This window comes from Occultella kanbiaonis, from assembly GCF_009708215.1.
Lineage (GTDB): Bacteria > Actinomycetota > Actinomycetes > Actinomycetales > Beutenbergiaceae > Occultella > Occultella kanbiaonis.
In genome coordinates this window covers 3,135,443-3,152,446 of record NZ_CP046175.1, presented here as the reverse complement: position 1 = coordinate 3,152,446, position 17,004 = coordinate 3,135,443, and the positions used below count along the sequence as shown (strand labels likewise).

Sequence of the window (17,004 nt, the reverse complement as noted above, 5' to 3'; positions counted from 1 at the left end):
GCCCGCGGTGAGCGATCTCGCCGAGGCGCGGGCGGCCAAGGAGCGACTGGCCGCAGAGGCCGGCGAGCGGGACGGAGTCGTCGGTGTGGGCCTGGAGCGCGCGCCGGCCGGGTACGGCGTCCGGGTGAACGTGCGCGACGAGCAGGCCGCCGAGCAGATTCCGGCGACCGTCGACGGTGTGGCGATACGTGTGGTCATCGTGGGCGACATCCGCGCGGAGGGCTGAGGTCGCGCCGTCGGAGGCGTCGCGAGCGGAGTCGAGCCGATCAGCCGCTCAGGACGTCAGGCTTGACCAGCCATCGTTCCGCGTCGGCGAGCGCCTCTTCGAGGATGCTGAGCGCGCCGCCGCGCATGGCGGCGTGTGAGGACGTGATCGACGCCTCGAGCAGGGGTCGCACGACGTGGCCGGCCGGGAGTCGTTGCCGCAGCGCCACGTCGATCTGCTCGGCGACGAACGGCAGGATGGCGGCGAGGGTGTCGCCGAACACGACGACCGGGGTGCTGACCAGCGTCATCATCGTCGCGACCACCTCCCCGAGGGCCGCGCCGGCATCGGCCAGCGCCGCGTTGAGGGCGGGTTCGGTCCCGGCGTGGGCGAGGTCCGCGAGCTCGTCGATGGTGGTCGTCGTCGGGAGGCCGGCGCGCCGGAGCAGCGCACGGCGACCGACGTAGTCGTCGAGGGGGTGCCGTTCGAGTGGCCGTCCACCCACGACCGTGCCGCCGACGGGGATCGAGCCGACGTTCCCGTCCCAGCCCTTGACGTCGGTGATGAGCTGACCGTCGACGATGATCGAGGACCCGATGCTGTTGTCGCCCGACACCCACGCGAAGGAGCCGCCGCCGCTGGACGTCTCCCGGTAGCGGCTCTCGGCGAGCGCCGACATCGGGCCGACCGAGCCGAGCCGGAGCGGTCGCTCACCAAGCCGGGAGTTCTCGCCCAGCCGGCCGAGGATGTCGACGTCGTGCCAGCCGAGATTGCGGGCCACGACGATCGTTCCCTTGTCGACCGCCCCGGGCAGTGACACGTGCGAGCCGACGTGGCGTCGCCCGCTCGCCGTGGGCCCGGTCAGCAGCGCTTCGGCGAGCGTCACGAGGTCGGCGAGCACCGCCGTCGGGTCGCTGGCGAAGAAGTCGCCGTCGACGACGCGCTCGGCCACCACGTTCCCGGCCAGATCCACCAGGCACCCGCCGAGGCTCGTCGTATTGACCTCGAGCCCGAGCGCGACGTGCGTGCCGGCGGCCGGAGCGAGCGGTCGCACCGGCCGTCCCGCGCCCCGCGACGGCGGCGCCTCCCGCTCCTCGACCACGGCAGCGGCGAGCAGCGCCTCGACCAGGCGTGACACGGTGGCCCGCGTCAGCCCGCTCGCGGCGACGATCTGTGCGCGCGACACCGGCTCGTCGGCGGTGAAGATGTGCGACGCGACGAGAGCGAGGTTGGAGTGCCGCAGGCTCTGTTGCCGCACCGGCTGCCGCAGCAGGCCGGCGCCGCCGAGCCGGGGCCGCTCGGGGTGGACCGCCCTCTCGGTGCCGGACCCACCCCGAGCGCTCACGGCAGGCGTGCTCGCCGCCTAGAACCGAGGCAGCGCGAGGGTTGCGCCGCCCTGCATCGCCGACTCGTGGGCCAGCAGGCCGACCGACGTCCAGTTCGCCGCCGTCCGAGCGTCGATCGACGGTGCCCGACCCTCGACAAGGCTCCGCACGAACTCGTGGGCGAGGTGCGGGTGCGAGCCTCCGTGCCCGCTGCCCTGCGCGAACGAGAGGTGCGCATTCTCCGCATCGTATACACCGCGCGTGGTGTACGCCCGGATCTCGTCGGGCAGGAGGTGGGCGTAGTCCGGCACCGTCAGCGCGGAGGCCTCCTCCCCGCGGAACAGCACCGGCTCGCTCGCCTCGGTCTGCGCCCACTCGAACGACGCGAGTGAGCCGTACACGTCGAAGCTCTCCACGTACTCGCGGGCCGTCGCGAACAGTGACCGGCTGGCCTCGGCGGCGAGGTCGCTGTCCCGAACCGTGATGTGCGCGCTCTCCACCGCGAACGGTGACCCGTACCGGGCCGCGAGCTCCTCGGGGATCCGCCCGGACCCGACGCACGTCACGGTGTCCGCGGGTGCGCCGGCCAGGGCCAGCAGCGGTCCGACGGCGTGCGTGGCGTAGTGCATCGGTGGTAGGCCCGCCCAGTAGTCGGGCCAGCCCGTCATGTCCTGGTGGTGCGCCCCGCGCAGGAACTGCAGGCGCCCGAGCTCGCCCTCGCGATAGAGCCGCTGCACGTGCAGGAACTCACGCGAGTAGACGACCGTCTCCATCATCATGTACGTCCGCCCGCTCGCGTCGGCGGCGGCGACCACCCGAGCGCAGTCCTCCGCCGACGTCGCCATGGGCACGGTGCAGGCGACGTGCTTGCCGGCCTCGAGCGCGGCCACCGACTGATCGGCGTGCAGGGGGATCGGCGTGTTCAGGTGGACGGCGTCGATCTCGTCGTCACGCAGCAGGTCCTCGTAGGAGGTGTACCGCCGCTCGACGCCGAAGGCCTCCCCGATCGCGTCGAGCTTGCCCTGGTCACGCTGGCAGATCGCGACGAGCTCGGCGTCCGGGTGCGCCTGGTAGATCGGGATGAACTCGGCGCCGAACCCGAGCCCGACCAGGGCCACCCGAACCGTCACGGGATGCCCCCGAGCGCCGCCGTCGACGAACCGAGGTGACTCATCCGAGCCTGCCGGACAGCGCAGCCAGGCCGCCGTCGACCGACAGGCACGCTCCGGTGATGTAGGAGGCATGGTCGCTCGCGAGGAAGGCGACCGCGTGCGCGATCTCCTCCGGCCGGCCCTGACGGCGCAGCACGCCCGGGCCGCCCTCGTGGGGCTCGGTGATGGTCGGGTCGATCTCGCGGCCGGCCTCGGCTGCGCGGTCCTTGTGGAAGTCGGTCAGTGTCGGCCCCGGCAGGATGGCGTTGACCCGGATGCCCTGGTCGGCGTGGTCGCAGGCGAGCGAGCGAGTGAGGCCGAGCACGCCCGCCTTGGTGGCGTCGTACTGCGCCATTCCCGGTCGCCCGACGACGCCGTTCGCCGAGGAGATGTTGACGATCGACGCGCCGCGTCCCTCCATCAGCGGGATGAGGTGCTTGCAGGTGAGACCCGGGCCGATCAGGTTGACGTCGGTGATGAACTTCCAGGACTCGAGCGTGGCCTCGGTCACCGGGCCGTAGACCCGCGCCGCCGCGTTGTTGACGAGCACGTCGACGCCGCCGAACCGGTCCCGGCACAGCGCCGCCAACGCGATCGCGTCCTCTTCCGACGCGATGTCGAGCTGGATGGCGGCCGCGTCCGGCGCGCCGAGCTCCAGTGCCGCCGCACGTGCCTTCTCGGCGCGCTCGGCGTCGAAGTCCGCGACGACGACGATCGCCCCCTCCGCGGCCAGGATGTTGACGGTCTGTCGGCCGATGCCGGCGCCGCCACCGGTGACGACGGCGACCTTGTTGCTGAAACGCATGGTTCTCCTTCTGGATGGGTGGTACGGGTCTGAGGTCAGGCGAGGGTCGAGGCGGCCTGGTCGAAGAAGCTGTCGACCGCCGTCGGGATGTCGGTCTGGCCGAAGCGGACCTCCTCGGCGACACGGCCGAGGAGCTGGTAGACGTCACGGCCGGAGCGCGGGGTCAGGTAGTCCATCGGCGAGCCGATCTCGGTGATGAGCGCGAGGTACTCCGAGGGCGTGCGCAGACCGGAGGCATCGGGCTCGTCCTCGACGAGGGCGGCTGCCTCGGGGCTCGGGGGCACGCCGCGGGAGTTGCCGATGACCTCCACGGCCTCCGGGTCGTTGATCCAGAAGTCGAGGAACCGTGCGCACTCGGTCGGGTAGGGGGTGCCGGCCCAGGCGCTCATGAAGAGGTTCGGCCGCACGAAGTTCGCCGGCTTGGAGCCGCCCGCGGTGTCGGGCATCGGCAACGCCTGGATCGACGACTCCATCAACGCCCGGACACCGGTGAGCTCGCTCGTCGTGGTGAAGTACAGCGGTGCGCGGCCCCCGACGAGTGGGCTGGTCTCGTGACTGAGGTTCTCGGCTTCGATGTCGGGGGTGACGCAGCCGCCGTCGGCCCGCATGCTGGCCCACCACTCCCAGAACTCGGCGAGGTCCTCCTTCTCGAAACCGAGGGTGACCGGGCTGTCCTCGGCGTTGAAGAACCGCTTGCCGCGGCCGCGTACCCAGGGCTCGAGCAGCTCGTAGCGCCCGGACCCGTCGGACATGCCGTACAGGTCGCCGCCGCCAGCCTCGCGGATCGCCAGGGCGAGCTCGGCCAGGTCGTCCCAGGTCCACCCCTCATCGGGCAGCGACAGCCCGAGTTCCTCGACCCGGTCGCGATCGGCCAGCACCGTGAAGCCGTCGGTGCTGATCGGGACACCGGCGCGGATGCCGTCGATCACGCCGTACGACTGCAGGTCCTCGTTCCAGGTGCTGGTGTCGATGACGTCGCCGATGTACTCCTCGAGATCGAGCAGCGCACCACGCTGGGCGTAGTCGACGATCATCTGGTTCGACATCTGCATCGCATCCGGGCCGTTGTCGCCCGCGATCTGGGTCGCCATCCGGTCCCAGAAGTCATCCCAGGACGCGTTCTCGCCGGTGATGGTGACGTTCTCCGACCGGCTGTTGTAGAGCTCGATCGCCTCGGTGGTGGTGCGGTTCATCTCCTCATGCCCCCACCAGGCGAAGCGCATGTCCTTGGGCGCGTCGTCGTCCTCGGGGCCGGTGTTGCCGCCGCCCTGCCCGCAGGCGGCGGTGGCGCCGATCGCGGCGGCGCCGAACGCAACACCGGTGGACTGGAGCAGGAGTCTTCTGCTGATCATGGTCGTTCCTCTCGGAAGGTCGCGTCGTCGCGACCGGGTCGGGTGATGCGGGGGGTGGTGGTGTTGTGCCGCCGGCGATCAGGTCATCGAGCGGCGGCTGAGGCGGACGTGGGGTGGACTGCTGGGTCGGTCCCAGGGAGATCGCAGGAGGCCAGGGCCGCCTCGATGACGGCGAGCGTGCGGGCGCCGTCGGCGACGTCGACCGGGCTCGGGGCGGTGCCGTGCACGGCGTCGATGAAGGCGGCCATCCCGCGTCGCATCAGTTCGACGTTCTCGGCGGCCATGCACGCCGCGATGGCGTCGGCGTCGTCGGTCGCCACCGGGGAGACCACCTCCGGGACGTGTGTCCCGGTGCCGAGCGCCGTGCGGGCGGGGGTGACGTGGAAGCGGAGCGTGGCGGTGTCGCCGAAGAGTTCGCCGCCCCAGCCCGTGTTCCACGGGTCGGCCTCGTGGGCGGTGAAGTCGATGGTGACGACCGCGCCGCCGATGCGCATCGTCGCGGCGAGCGCATCCTCACCCGGGCTGGGGGTGCCGGGTCGACGGACGCGGGTCGCGCGGATGTCGCTCGGCTCGCCGAGCAGGTGCCGGACGACGTCGACCATGTGACAGCCGGCCTCCATGAACGGCGTGACGACGTTCGTGCCGTCGGCGAACCAGTGCGCCATCGTGCGCCATGCTTGGTGGGGGATCGCGGAGTGGAACCGGGCCAGGTAGAGCTCTCCGAGGGTGCCGTCGGCCAGCGTCCGCGCGGCGCGCTCGACGGAGTCGGAGTATCGGGCGAAATAGCCCATCTGGCTGACGAGGCCGGCCTCGCGGGCACGCGCCCCGACCTCGGCCAGGTCGGCGGCGGTCCGTGCGCCGGTCTTCTCGACGAAGACCGGCAGACCGGCGTCGATCGCGGCGTGCGCGTACCCGACGGCCTCGTCGTTGCGCCCGTCGACCACGACGGCGTCGACCGCACGCAGCGCGTCGGTCACCGAGGCCACGGCGTCGGCGTCGTACCGAGCCGCGAAGGTGCGGCCGGCGTCGGAGTCGGCGTCGTGGACGGTCGCGATGGTCGTGCGCGGGTCGGTGCGGGCGGCATCGGCCCAGGCGGCGGCGTGCGGGTGGGTCACGCCGAGGAAGGCCAGGCGGAGGGGGATGGTCACGAAGTCACCTCTCGGGCGGGTGGGGTTGGGGTGGGGTCGGCGAGCCGGCCGGCGAGCAGAGCGAGCGCCGGGGCGAACAGGGCGGCGAGGAGCGGGCTGACGAGTACGAGCCCCGCACCGGCGACCACGGCGAGGGCGAGGGCCACGTGCCAGCGGCCGAAGCCCAGGGCCCGGGCGGTGGCACGCCGGATCAGGTCCGATCGGGCGAGCAGGGGATCGTCCGCGAGTTCACGGGCGCAGGCGGCGGTCCACCAGCCGCAGAGCGCGACGACGGCCAGGTTCACGGCCACGAGCGCGGCGGCGAGGGTGCTCGGTTGCTGTCCGAGGAAGAGGAGGTTGGCCGTCACCGCGACGAGGCCGAGGGCGACGGCGACGCTGATCGGCCACGTGGTCGCCGCCGTCCGTCGCACGAGCGTGAGGGGGTCGCGGAGCGGGCGGACCGGGTGACCGGCCCGATCCTGTGCGAGCAGGCGTGACCCGGCGGCGAGACCGGGCAACAGCGTGACCACACCGACGGCGAGCGCGAGGACGATCACGCTGACCACGGCGAGCAGCGCCACGGTTCGGGTGCCGTCGAGCAACCGTTCGGCGAACGGGGCGCGGGGGACGGCGGGCCGGGCGGGGCGCCGTTGCGGGCGCGCGGCCGCCGTCTCCGGCCGCCCGCTCGTGGACCCCCGGAGCAGGTCCGCGACGGTGGCCTCACGCCAGTTCAACGGTCCGCCCCTCTCGTGCCGAGCGGTAGGCCGCGTCGAGGGTGCGCATCGAGGCGAGCGCGTCGTCGACGGTGACCTGCGGTGCAGCGTCTCCGGCGGCGCAGTCGAGCGCGTGAGCGAGCGAGCGGCGCACGGAACGGGCGAACCAGTCCTCCTCGACGGCGAGTACCTGGTCGGTGCCGTCCCGGCCGCGCAGCCGCAGTGCGTTGCTGGCGCCGGTCTCGACCGACAGCCGGGCCTGGTGGGAGGTGAAGACCTCCTTGCGCCAGTCCCATCCCGGAGCCCCCCAGAACCCGACCAGGGTCATGACGGCCCCGCTCGCGAACTGGACGACGAGGGTGGCGGTGTCCTCGCCCTTGTCCGGGTTGGCGGCCGCGAGCTGGTGGGTGGTCGCGGTCACGCGTGCGGCCGGACCGAACCAGAAGTGGGCAAGGTCGATGAGGTGCGAGCCGGACTCGAAGAGGCAGCCGCCGCCGGTCAGGCGCGGGTCGCCCCGCCAGTGTTCGCGCGAGCGCAGGGCGGCGAGGTGGTCGCCGAGGATCTCGATGTGGGCGACCAGCCCGGTGCCGTGGGTGCCCTCGGCGAGAAGGTCCCGCATCCGCTCGTGTACGGGGTCGAAGCGCTGGTGGTACTTGACCAGCAGCTCACCGGGCGAGGACGCGGCCACCTCGGCGAGCGCGAGCGCCTCCGGCAGGTCGAGCGCCATCGGCTTCTCGCACACCACCGAGCGACCGGCCTCGAGCGCTGCCGTCGCCTGCGGTGCGTGCAGCGCGACCGGGGTGACGAGGTCGACCACATGGACGCCGTCATCGGCCAGCACGGCCTCCAGGTCGGTGGCAACGTTCGGGACGCCGAACTCGGTGGCCGCCCGCCGGGCTGCGTCGACGTCGGGGTCGCACACCCAGACGACGTCGGCCCGGTCTAGCTGGGCGTAGGCCCGTAGGTGCGCCTGACCGAACGCTCCGGCGCCGACGACGGCCACGCGCACCTTCTCCGCCGCCATCACTTCAGCCCCGTCGTCGCGATACCGCGGATCAGGTAGCGCTGACCGAAGACGAAGAAGATGAAGATCGGCAGCAGCGAGAGCACCGACATCGCGAACAGGGCGCCCCAGTCGGTACCGCCGATGTCGGCGAACAGCCGCACCGCCAGCGGGACCGTGAAGAGGCTGTTGTCGGTGAGGAAGATCAGCGGGCGGAAGAAGTCGTTCCAGGTCCAGATGAAGGAGAAGATCGCCGTCGTCGCCAACGCCGGCGTGATGAGCGGCAGCATGATGCGCGAGTAGGTCTGGAACGGGCCGCAGCCGTCGAGCGCGGCCGCCTCGTCGATGTCGCGGGGGATGCCGCGCATGAACTGCACGATGAGGAAGACGAAGAAGGCCTCGGTGGCGAAGAACTTCGGCACCGTCAGCGGCAGGAAGGTGTTGAGCCAGCCGAGCTCGGAGAAGAGCACGTACTGGGGCACGATCGTCACATGCTCGGGCAGCATGATCGTGCCGAGCAGGATCGCCATGAAGAGCGCCTTCAGGCGGAACGTCATGCGGGCGAAGGCGTAGGCGGTGAGGGAGCAGGCGGCGATGTTCGCGACGATCGCGAGCCCGGTGATCAGGAAGCTGTTGCCGAAGTAGGTGGCGAAGGAGTTCTGCTGGGCGTCCCAGCCGCGGGCGTAGTTGTCGAGGCTGAGGTTGCGCAGCGTGAGCGAGGCGTCGCTGAAGATCGCGGAGTTGTCCCGCAACGAGCTGACGATCATCCACAGGAGCGGGTACAGCATCCCGAGCGCGAGCAGGATCAGCAGCACGTGCATCGCGACGCGTCGGGTGAGCGAGCTCTGGCGCCGCGGGGCGTCGGCGAGGTCGGCGGCGCTCATCGGTCACCGTCCCCGTAGAAGACCCAGTATTTGGAGAGCAGGAAGTTGAGGCCGGTGACGATCGCGATGACGACCAGCAGCACCCACGCCATCGCCGAGGCGTAGCCCATCTGGAAGCTCGTGAAGCCCTGCTGGTAGAGGTAGAGCGTGTAGAAGAGCGTGGAGTCGGCCGGGCCACCGGAGCCGTTGCTGACGATGTAGGCGGGCACGAACGCCTGGAAGGCGTAGATCGTCTGCAGGATCAGGTTGAAGAACACGATCGGCGTCAGCAACGGGACGGTGATGTTGAGGAACCGCCGGATCGGGCCGGCACCGTCGACCTCGGCTGCCTCGTAGTAGGAGCGCGGGATCTGCCGCAGTCCGGCGAGGAAGATGATCATCGGCGATCCGAAGGTCCACACGTTGAGGGCGATGATCGTCATGAGCGCGGTGTCGGGATTGCCGACCCAGCTGCGGCTGGACTCGATCCCGAGCAGGCCGAGCGCCGAGTTGACCAGGCCGTCGGCACCGAAGACGGTCCGCCACAGCACCGCCACCGCGACGCTCGAACCGATCAGCGAGGGCAGGTAGAAGACCGCGCGGTAGATCGCGATGCCCGCGATCGCACGGTCGAGCAGGAGCGCCAGTCCGAGGGCGAAGGCCAGCTGCAGTGGCACCGAGACCAGCACGTAGACCGCTGTCACGCCGACGGAGGCGAGGTAGCGGGGGTCGCTGGTGAACATCCGGACGTAGTTGTCGAACCCGATGAACGTGGGGTCCTGCAGGAAGTTGTAGTCCGTCATGGACAGGTAGAGCGAGACGATCATCGGCCCGACCACGAACGCGAGCAGGCCGATGAGCCAAGGCGTCAGGAAGAGGTAGGGGGCGATCGCGCGTCGACCGGCCGGGCGCCGTCGTGGTGGTTCGGACGGAGCCGTGAGGCGTTGGCCTTCCAACGTGGTGGTGGTCATGTGGTTCCCGTTCGCGTCGTTGCTGACAGGTGCGGGTGCTGGTGCCGAGGCACACCCGATGGGATTATGTGCTCCCATGAGAAAAATTACTCGGTCGGAGTCGTCGGGAGGTTCATGGGATGGCGGGGGCGTCGTTGCTGGGCGGACTGCCGCTGTGGTCTGCCTCCATGTTAGGGAGGCGGGCCGGGCGGGTGCGATGCGATATATAGCCGAGTTCCTTCGAGTTCTGGCATGAGTGCCGGCTCTCATCCGGTGCGCCAGGTCGCGCTGCTCATCGAGACGTCGAACGCGTACGCGCGTGGGCTGCTCGCCGGGATCCAGACGTACGTGCGGGCGCACCACGGCTGGTCGCTGTACCTGGCTGAGCACAGCCGCAACGAGACCGACTTCTCCTGGCTGGAGGGCTGGCAGGGGGACGGGCTGATCGCCCGGGTCGAGAACACCGAGACGGCGGAACTGGTGCGGCAACTGGGGCTGCCGACCGTGGATCTCTCGGCCGCCAGGTTGGTGCCGGAGCTGCCGGGCGCCGAGACCGACGACGACGACATCGCGCGAATCGCGGTGGAGCACTTCGCCGAACGAGGGCTGCATGAGTTCGCGTTCTGCGGCGACGAGCGGTTCGGGTGGTCGCGGACGCGCGGGGAGCGGTTCGTGCACCATGTCGCCGAGCGGGGTGGGCAGGCACACATGTTCGCGATGCAACGGTCGGGGATGCGGTCGCGGGACCGGCAATGGCTGGCCGGCTGGCTCCAGGACCTGCCGAAGCCAGTCGGCGTGCTGGGCTGCTACGACATCGCCGGGCAGGAGATCCTCGAAGCCTGCAGGTTGGCCGACATCCCGGTTCCGGACGCGGTGGCCGTGCTCGGCGTGGACAACGACGAGCTGATCGCGACGCTGACCTCGCCGTCGCTGTCGAGCATCCAGCCGGACACCACGCGGACCGGCTACCTCGCGGCGGCGATGCTCGACCGGATGATGACGGGCGAGGCGCTGGAGCCGGGCCTACGGCTCATCCCACCGGTTCGGATCGTGGCGCGACAGTCGTCGGAGATCCTCTCGGTCGATGACCCACAGGTGGTGGCGGCCCTGCGGTTCGTCCGGGATCGCGCGCACGGCGAAGTGAGCGTGGGTGACGTCCTGCGGCACGTGGGCTCGTCGCGCCGTGCCCTCGACCAACGATTCGTGCGGATCCTCGGGCGCACGGTCCATGCCGAGATCACGCGGGTTCGGATGGAACGAGTGGCCGAACTGCTGTCGACCACGGACCTGACACTGCCCCAGGTCGCCGAGCGGTTGGGGTTCAGTCACAGCGAGTACATGGGCGTCGCGTTCAAGCGCGTGACCGGGAGATCGCCGGGCCAGTACCGCAAGGACGTGCGCGGGGCCTCGGTGCATGGTGTCCCGCACGGCTGATCGTCGTCACCATCCGCACCGTGGTCCAAACTCGCGCGGCCTGCCACTTTCGACTGAGCCGCGGCGAACCACCTGCCTCTGATGACCGAGTCCGGTTCGGCACTTTGCGCCGATCCGCTGGCTCCCCACCCCGCCTAGCGTGGCGACGGCGCCGCTTCGGCGCTGTCACGACGGCGGGAGTCAGGGTATGGAGAAGCAACCCAGAGTGCGCAGGACAAGGACGGCGGCCATCATGCTCGCCGCGGTGGCGGCCGCGGGCACGGTGGCGACGATCGCCGCGATGCCGGCTGGTCCGGCGCCGGCGGATGCCCCCGCCACGCAGTTCAGCGCTGCCCGCGGCGTGGCGCTGCTCGAGCAGCTCGGGCCCGACCCCCGCACGCCGGGCTCGGCGGCGCACGCGCACGCCCGCGCGCAGCTGGTCGCCGAACTCGATCCGCTCGGTTGGGAGACAGAGGTGCACGAGTCCGTCGGCGCCTTTGACGAGAACCCGGCGGCAGCGTCGATGGCCACGGTGTCCAACGTGGTCGCCACCCTGCCCGGCACCGACCCGACCGGCACCGTCATCCTCGCCGCGCACTACGACTCGGTGCCCGGCTCGCCCGGGGCTGCCGACGACGGCCTCGGGATCGCCGCCGCCCTGGAGTCCGCGCGGGCGCTGACCGCCGGGGACGCGCCACGCAACGACGTGATGGTGCTGCTCACGGACGCCGAGGAGCCCGGGCTGCTCGGCGCGGAGGCGTTCGTCCACGACCGGGCGGAGCAGCTGGGACCCGCGGTGCTCGTGAACCTGGAGGCCCGGGGCGCCGGTGGGTCGCCGGCATCGGTGCGCCTCACCGAGCCGAACGGGATGTTGCTCGACCTGCTCGCGCACACACCCCGGCCGGTGGTGGACTCGTTCTCCGACGCACTGTTCGCGCTCCTGCCCAACGACACCGACCTGACCCGGTTCGCCGCCGGAGGGATCGCCGGATTCGACACCGCCATCACCGGTGCGGGCGCCTACTACCACTCGCCGCTGGACGATCTCGAGCACCTCAGCGCCGCCTCCCTGCAGGAGATGGGCGCCGGCACCCTCGCCTTCGCCCGCGCGGCCGCGGGGGCGGACCTGACCCGACTGCCCGACGGCGGCGCTGACGTGGTCACGTCCCTCCCGTGGGGTCTGCTGCGCGTGCCGGAGGGACTCGAGCTGCCGCTGGCTGCTCTCACCGTGCTGCTCGCGCTCGCGGCGGTGGCGTGCGCACGACGTCGCCGGGAGGTGGGTCTGCCGCGGGTCGCGCTCGGAGTAGCCACGGCTGCGGCGAGCCTGCCGCTCGTGGCGACGGCCGCCGTCGGGCTCTGGCAGGCCGCGCTGGCCGTGGACCCGGCCCAGGCGAGCGCCGTGGTGCGCGAGCCCTACCTGCCCTTGTTCTACCAGGTGGGCGTGGTCGCGCTCGCGCTGGGCCTGATCCTCGGGGTGCGGGCGGTGCTGCGGCCCGTCATGCCCGACGGCGAACTCGGGCTGGGCGCGCTCGTCACCCTGTCCCTGGCCGGGCTCGGGCTGGCTCTGGTTCTGCCCGGTGCCGCGTTCGTGCTGGTGGTCGCGGTGCTCCCGGCGGCCGTCGCCGCCCTGATCGGGGCGGGGCTGCCCGCTCGGGCCAGGGCGGTCGTGCTCGGGGTGGGGCTGCTGCCCGCAGCGGTCATGTTCTTCCCTGCCGTGGTCGGCATGTTCGACGTGGGGCTGGGCACCGGCGGGCCGTTGGCTGCGGTGTTCGTGGCCGTGGTGGCGCTGCTTGCGCTCCCGCTGGTGGACGCGGCCGGGCTCGTGCGGCCTGAGCGGGAGGCGCCGTCGCGCCGTCGTGTCCTGGTGCCGGCCGCGCTGCTCGCCGTGGCGGTCGTCGCCACCGTCGGCGGGCTCGTGGCCAACGGTGAGGGGCGCACCGACCCGCGGCAGGAGATGCTCTCCTACTCCCTGGACGCCGACTCCGGTGAGGCGATGTGGACCTCGTGGTCGCCGTCCGGCTCCGCCTGGTCCGAGCAGCTGTTGCCGTCCCCGTCCAGCGACCTCGCCGACCAGCCGTGGCTCGGCGGCGGTGCCATCGCGAACGGACCGGCGACGGCCGCCGACCTACCCGCTCCCGAGGTGGCCGTGGTCTCCGACCGGGACACCGGCACGCACCGGGAACTGGTGCTGGAGGTGACCTCGGCCCGCGGCGCCCCCGCGATCGGACTGTGGGTGGCCGCCGCCGACGTGGTCTCGGCCACGGTGCAGGGGCGCGACCTGCCCACCGTTGCCCCCGGCCCGGCGTCAGACGGCGACGGTGGCCCTTGGGACTTCGGGTTCCTGCTCCGCGGGGCGCAGCAGACCCGGGTCACGCTGGTCCTGGACGGGCGGGCGTCGGAGGCGGAGCTCCGCGTGGTCGACCTCACGCACGAGCTCGAGGTGGTCCCGGGCTTCGAGGGGCCGCCGCACGGCCGGGTGCTGGTGACGCCGAACGTATATGTGTACCGGACAGTGGAGCTGTGAGTCGGGTCCGGGGCTTGACTCTGCCGCCGCGTCAACGCCTAGCGTCGAGAACATGACCTTCACCGTTCTGGACAGTCTGACCGCGATGCGTGAGGTCCTCGGCCTGCCGGTCGCCGAGCGCGCCGAGGCCGCTCGCCCGTTCCTTGCGCAGGCCGCGGGCATGTACCGCTACTTCCCGGGCGAGCCGGACGTCGTCGAGCTCCATCACCTCGGCGCCGGGTTCCGCCTCGACACCGACGACGCGCGCTACCTGCCGGCCCTCGAGCGCATGGCCGACGCGAACGTATGGGAACGCGTGGAGAAGGCGCTTGCCGACGCCCTCTCGGTCCAGCTCGAGGCGACTCCGGGCATCACCGTCCCGGAGGAGATCGTGGTCCTCATCGTGCTCGGCAACCCGGCCGACGAGCTCTTCATGGACGTCGGCCTCGGGATGAGCGGCAACGGCAGCGTCACCGGCTACCTCTGGCTCAACCTCTGGCCAAGCGAGGAGAACCTCGCCCGGATCGAGGCGAGCACGGTCCACGAGCTCAACCACAACCTGCGCTACGCCAACCGAGTCTGGGACCCCACCACGGTGACGGTCGGCGAGCACGTCGTCTCCGAAGGGCTGGCCGACGCCTTCGCGCGGCAGCTGTACGGGGACCTCGGCTACACCCGGATCGGGCTCGCCGGCCTGGCCGACGACGCCGTGTTCGCGAAGGTCGTCACCGGGCTCGACGTCACCGGCATGCAGAACTTCACCGCCTGGGTGCACGGTGACGCGCACGCCCGCCGGTACGGCGCCACCCCGGTCGGCCTGCCGACGGGCGCGGGCTACTCCGCCGGCAACCGGCTGGTCGACGCCTACCTGGCCGCGACCGGGAGGACGGCGGCCCAGGCGTTGCTCGCAGATCGGGAGGATGTCATCCAGGTGGCGCTCGACGCGGCGCGCTGAGGTCCGCCGGGGCGCCGTCGATTCCCCTGACGCACCATGCGGGTCGCGCGCCGACCGACCGACATTTCGCGCCAGGGGAGTGACGAGCGCACCTGTTCGGCTGACGCAAGATGCGGGTCGGGCATGGACCGACCCGCATCGTGCGTCAGCGGAACGGAGGGAGGGTGCGTGCGGGGTCGCATCGGACCCTCGACTGCCGTGCCGGCGCCCCGGTCAAGCGGGGACCCCGGCCCGCTGGGCCGCCCGTGCCGCCCGAGCCGCCAGGAACGCCGCCATCCGCTCCCCGAACTCCGTGCCCTGCAGGGTCTCGCGCGAGAGCTCGGTCAGGGCCGCGGCCGCGTCCGGCATGCCGGACGCGAGCAGTTCGCGGTTCAGCCACCGCTTGCTGCGAGCGGTTGCGTCGGGCGCGGCCGCGCCGATACCCGCCAGGACCCGCTCGAGGGTCCCGTCGACGTCGTCGACGGCGTAGCTGACCAGGTCGTGCTGCAGCGCCTCGGCGGGTCCGATCGTGTCGCCGACGAGCGCCAGCCGCGCGGCCAGGCGCCGGGTGGAGGAGGACGGGACCGCCGCGAGGAACACGGTCGGCCACGCGCCGATCCGGGTCTCCGGCAGCCCGAACGTGGCGCCCGGCCCGGCGATCACGACGTCGCTGACCACGACGATCTCCAGTCCGCCGCCGAGCGCGGCGCCCTCGACCACGGTGATCACCGGCAGGGGAGAGGCGGCCATCGCGGCGAAGGTCGGCAGCATCCCGTCGACGAAGTAGGCGACGGCCGCGTCCGGGCCGGCCAGGTCACGCATCGAGTCGATGTCGTTGCCGGCGCAGAACGAGCGGGCGTCGCCGCGGATCACCACGGCCCGGTTGGCCGCGATCCCGGATGCGGACTCGACGGCCTCACGCAGACCTGTCCACGCGTCCAGGTCCATCGAGTTGCGCTTGGCGGGACGGTCCAGTGTCACGACGACGTGGTCGGACTTGTGCTCGATGATCACGATTGCTCCAGAAGGACGGGGTTGATGGGGGCGAAGACCTCGGCGGGCATCGGGCGCACGTCCCGCATGATCGGGCGCCAGGGCAGGTGCGCGAGGACGTCGCGCTCGAGGTCGAGTCCGGGCGCGACCTCGATGAGCGCGAGTCCGTCCGGGGTCAGCTCGAAGACGCACCGCTCGGTGACGTACAGGGCTCGCCGGCCCTCGGCAGCGGCGAGGCGCCCGGAGAAGGTGACGTCGTCGACGTCGGCGACGAACTTCGCGACCTGACCCTCCCGCACGAGGCGGGCTCCGCCGTCGAGCAGCTCGATCTGGAGGCCCTTCGCGCGGAAGGCGCCGCAGAACACGGAGGTACGCGCGTACTGGCTGATGTCGACGAAGCCGCCGGGGCCCATCACCTTGCCGCCGAACGCGGACACGTTCACGTTGCCGTGGCGGTCCGCCTGCGCCATGCCGAGGCAGGTCACGTCGATCAGGCCGGTCGCGAAGGAGTCGAACTGGACCGCGGAGCTGACCCGCGCGGACGGCCCGACGGACATCCCGAACAGGTCGCCGAGTTCCGGGGCGCCGTCATAGAGACCCTGCTCGACGGCGAGGGTCACCTCGTGCAGGCGGCCCTGCTCGCGTAGTACAGCGCCCACGTCGGCGCTCATTCCGAAGCCGAGGTTGAGCACGTCGCCCGCGCGGACCTCCATGGCCGCCCGGCGGGCGACAACGGCCCGGATCGGGTCGGTGAAGCCGGCCGGCACGCCCTCGGGTGCCGGCTGCGCCGGGTCGAACAGGGTGTGGTCCTCCTCGGTGAGGTAGGTCTGGCGCTGCTCGGGAACGACCACCACGTAGTCCACGAGCGCGGCCGGGATGAACACCCGGCGCGGGTCCAGCGGCGCCGTGGTGCGGCGCTTCACCTGGACGATGACGATCCCGCCGGAGCCTCTGGCGGCCTGGGCGCACTCGAGCGCGTCGAGGGTCGCGGGCTCGGCGTCGGCGCCGATGTTCCCGCGCTCGTCGACCTCGGTGCCGCGGATGATCGCGACGTCGACCGTGAACGGGCGGTAGCGCAGGTACTCGGTGCCATCCAGCTCGAGCAGTTCGACGACGTCGTCGCGCGCGCTCGCGTTCGCCCGGCAGCCCTTCAGCCGAGGGTCGGCGAACGTGTGCAGCCCGGTCCGGGTGATCAACCCCGGCCGGCGCGCGCCGGACTCGCGCAGCAGGTGCGTGATCACCCCGGCGGGCATCGTGTACGCCTCGATCCTCTCCTCGGCGGCCAGGCGCATCATGGCCGGCGACCAGGTCCAGTGCCCGCCGGTGACCCGCCGGACCATCCCCTCGTGGGCGAAGCCGTTCAGGCCCCGCGAGGCGCGGTCGCCGGCGCCGAGGGCATGCACCACGTGCAGGGCGCGGGGTGAGGAGGTCGCCAGGAAGCGCCGTTCGATGGCACCGATCAGCTCGGTGGGTTCGAGCATCCCGCCGCCGTTGGCGGCCAGCGCCACGGTGGCGCCGTTCCTGACCAACGCCGCGGCGTCGTCGACCGAGAGCAACTCTGCTCGCATGGGCTGTCCTTCCAGCTGAGGTGTCCGTACCGATGACACCGGTTTCCATTTCAGATGTCAAGTCACGGTGCCGGCGCGCCCGCGAAATCGCCGAATTGG

At 71.7% G+C, this 17,004-nt stretch carries 15 protein-coding genes; 4 read left to right on the top strand and 11 right to left on the bottom strand.

All coding sequences use genetic code 11. The annotated features are described in order from the left end of the window. Positions 1-7: 7 nt before the first annotated feature. Positions 8-226, top strand: coding sequence for a hypothetical protein (locus tag GKS42_RS14530; protein ID WP_154794474.1), 219 nt, complete (start codon positions 8-10; stop codon positions 224-226). A 40-nt stretch (positions 227-266) separates the two neighbouring features. Here GKS42_RS14530 and GKS42_RS14525 read toward each other — a convergent pair whose 3' ends face one another. The 9 genes from GKS42_RS14525 to GKS42_RS14485 form a co-directional block, all read right to left on the bottom strand. Then, positions 267-1,550: an ROK family protein gene (locus tag GKS42_RS14525; RefSeq protein ID WP_154794473.1), complete on the bottom strand. Its 1,284-nt coding sequence runs from the start codon at positions 1,548-1,550 to the stop codon at positions 267-269. 18 nt (positions 1,551-1,568) lie between these two features. Next, positions 1,569-2,660: a Gfo/Idh/MocA family protein gene (locus GKS42_RS14520; RefSeq protein ID WP_210769189.1), complete on the bottom strand. Its 1,092-nt coding sequence runs from the start codon at positions 2,658-2,660 to the stop codon at positions 1,569-1,571. Positions 2,661-2,700: 40 nt separating this feature from the next. Further along, positions 2,701-3,486 (bottom strand): SDR family NAD(P)-dependent oxidoreductase, encoded by a 786-nt coding sequence (locus GKS42_RS14515; protein WP_154794471.1) that lies wholly within the window; start codon positions 3,484-3,486, stop codon positions 2,701-2,703. A 35-nt stretch (positions 3,487-3,521) separates the two neighbouring features. Further along, positions 3,522-4,838 (bottom strand): ABC transporter substrate-binding protein, encoded by a 1,317-nt coding sequence (locus GKS42_RS14510; RefSeq protein ID WP_154794470.1) that lies wholly within the window; start codon positions 4,836-4,838, stop codon positions 3,522-3,524. A gap of 83 nt (positions 4,839-4,921) precedes the next feature. Next, the gene (locus tag GKS42_RS14505; RefSeq protein ID WP_154794469.1) at positions 4,922-5,986 is read right to left on the bottom strand and encodes a Gfo/Idh/MocA family protein; all 1,065 of its coding nucleotides are present in this window, start codon (positions 5,984-5,986) and stop codon (positions 4,922-4,924) included. Further along, the gene (locus tag GKS42_RS14500; RefSeq protein WP_154794468.1) at positions 5,983-6,699 is read right to left on the bottom strand and encodes a hypothetical protein; all 717 of its coding nucleotides are present in this window, start codon (positions 6,697-6,699) and stop codon (positions 5,983-5,985) included. Before GKS42_RS14500 ends, GKS42_RS14505 begins: the two co-directional genes overlap by 4 nt. Further along, a complete protein-coding gene (locus GKS42_RS14495) occupies positions 6,686-7,702 on the bottom strand; it encodes a Gfo/Idh/MocA family protein (RefSeq protein ID WP_154794467.1) in 1,017 nt (338 codons plus the stop codon). The genes GKS42_RS14500 and GKS42_RS14495 overlap by 14 nt, the downstream gene beginning before the upstream one ends. Then, the gene (locus tag GKS42_RS14490; RefSeq protein ID WP_154794466.1) at positions 7,702-8,565 is read right to left on the bottom strand and encodes a carbohydrate ABC transporter permease; all 864 of its coding nucleotides are present in this window, start codon (positions 8,563-8,565) and stop codon (positions 7,702-7,704) included. The genes GKS42_RS14495 and GKS42_RS14490 overlap by 1 nt, the downstream gene beginning before the upstream one ends. Further along, positions 8,562-9,515, bottom strand: coding sequence for a carbohydrate ABC transporter permease (locus tag GKS42_RS14485; protein WP_154794465.1), 954 nt, complete (start codon positions 9,513-9,515; stop codon positions 8,562-8,564). The genes GKS42_RS14490 and GKS42_RS14485 overlap by 4 nt, the downstream gene beginning before the upstream one ends. Before the next feature lie 231 nt (positions 9,516-9,746). Between GKS42_RS14485 and GKS42_RS14480 the strand changes: the two genes are divergently transcribed. From GKS42_RS14480 to GKS42_RS14470, 3 genes are all read left to right on the top strand, one after another. Then, a complete protein-coding gene (locus GKS42_RS14480) occupies positions 9,747-10,928 on the top strand; it encodes a XylR family transcriptional regulator (protein WP_154794464.1) in 1,182 nt (393 codons plus the stop codon). A 187-nt stretch (positions 10,929-11,115) separates the two neighbouring features. Continuing rightward, positions 11,116-13,431 (top strand): M28 family peptidase, encoded by a 2,316-nt coding sequence (locus tag GKS42_RS14475; RefSeq protein WP_154794463.1) that lies wholly within the window; start codon positions 11,116-11,118, stop codon positions 13,429-13,431. A 52-nt stretch (positions 13,432-13,483) separates the two neighbouring features. After that, on the top strand, positions 13,484-14,365 hold the full coding sequence (locus GKS42_RS14470) for a DUF2268 domain-containing putative Zn-dependent protease (protein ID WP_154794462.1): 882 nt from the start codon (positions 13,484-13,486) through the stop codon (positions 14,363-14,365). 213 nt (positions 14,366-14,578) lie between these two features. On the opposite strand, the gene GKS42_RS14465 is transcribed toward GKS42_RS14470, so the two are convergent. Further along, the gene (locus tag GKS42_RS14465; protein ID WP_154794461.1) at positions 14,579-15,358 is read right to left on the bottom strand and encodes an enoyl-CoA hydratase/isomerase family protein; all 780 of its coding nucleotides are present in this window, start codon (positions 15,356-15,358) and stop codon (positions 14,579-14,581) included. Further along, entirely contained in the window at positions 15,355-16,905 is a 1,551-nt protein-coding gene (locus GKS42_RS14460) for an acyl CoA:acetate/3-ketoacid CoA transferase (protein ID WP_154794460.1), read from the bottom strand. The genes GKS42_RS14465 and GKS42_RS14460 overlap by 4 nt, the downstream gene beginning before the upstream one ends. Positions 16,906-17,004 lie beyond the last annotated feature (99 nt).

Bases quoted from the DNA above. Each gene is read 5' to 3' on its own strand.
- GKS42_RS14475 (WP_154794463.1), top strand. From the start codon at position 11,116: ATGGAGAAGCAACCCAGAGTGCGCAGGACAAGGACGGCGGCCATCATG.
- GKS42_RS14470 (WP_154794462.1), top strand. From the start codon at position 13,484: ATGACCTTCACCGTTCTGGACAGTCTGACCGCGATGCGTGAGGTCCTC.
- GKS42_RS14515 (WP_154794471.1), bottom strand. From the start codon at position 3,486: ATGCGTTTCAGCAACAAGGTCGCCGTCGTCACCGGTGGCGGCGCCGGC.
- GKS42_RS14490 (WP_154794466.1), bottom strand. From the start codon at position 8,565: ATGAGCGCCGCCGACCTCGCCGACGCCCCGCGGCGCCAGAGCTCGCTC.
- GKS42_RS14510 (WP_154794470.1), bottom strand. From the start codon at position 4,838: ATGATCAGCAGAAGACTCCTGCTCCAGTCCACCGGTGTTGCGTTCGGC.
- GKS42_RS14495 (WP_154794467.1), bottom strand. From the start codon at position 7,702: ATGGCGGCGGAGAAGGTGCGCGTGGCCGTCGTCGGCGCCGGAGCGTTC.
- GKS42_RS14480 (WP_154794464.1), top strand. From the start codon at position 9,747: ATGAGTGCCGGCTCTCATCCGGTGCGCCAGGTCGCGCTGCTCATCGAG.
- GKS42_RS14485 (WP_154794465.1), bottom strand. From the start codon at position 9,515: ATGACCACCACCACGTTGGAAGGCCAACGCCTCACGGCTCCGTCCGAA.
- GKS42_RS14460 (WP_154794460.1), bottom strand. From the start codon at position 16,905: ATGCGAGCAGAGTTGCTCTCGGTCGACGACGCCGCGGCGTTGGTCAGG.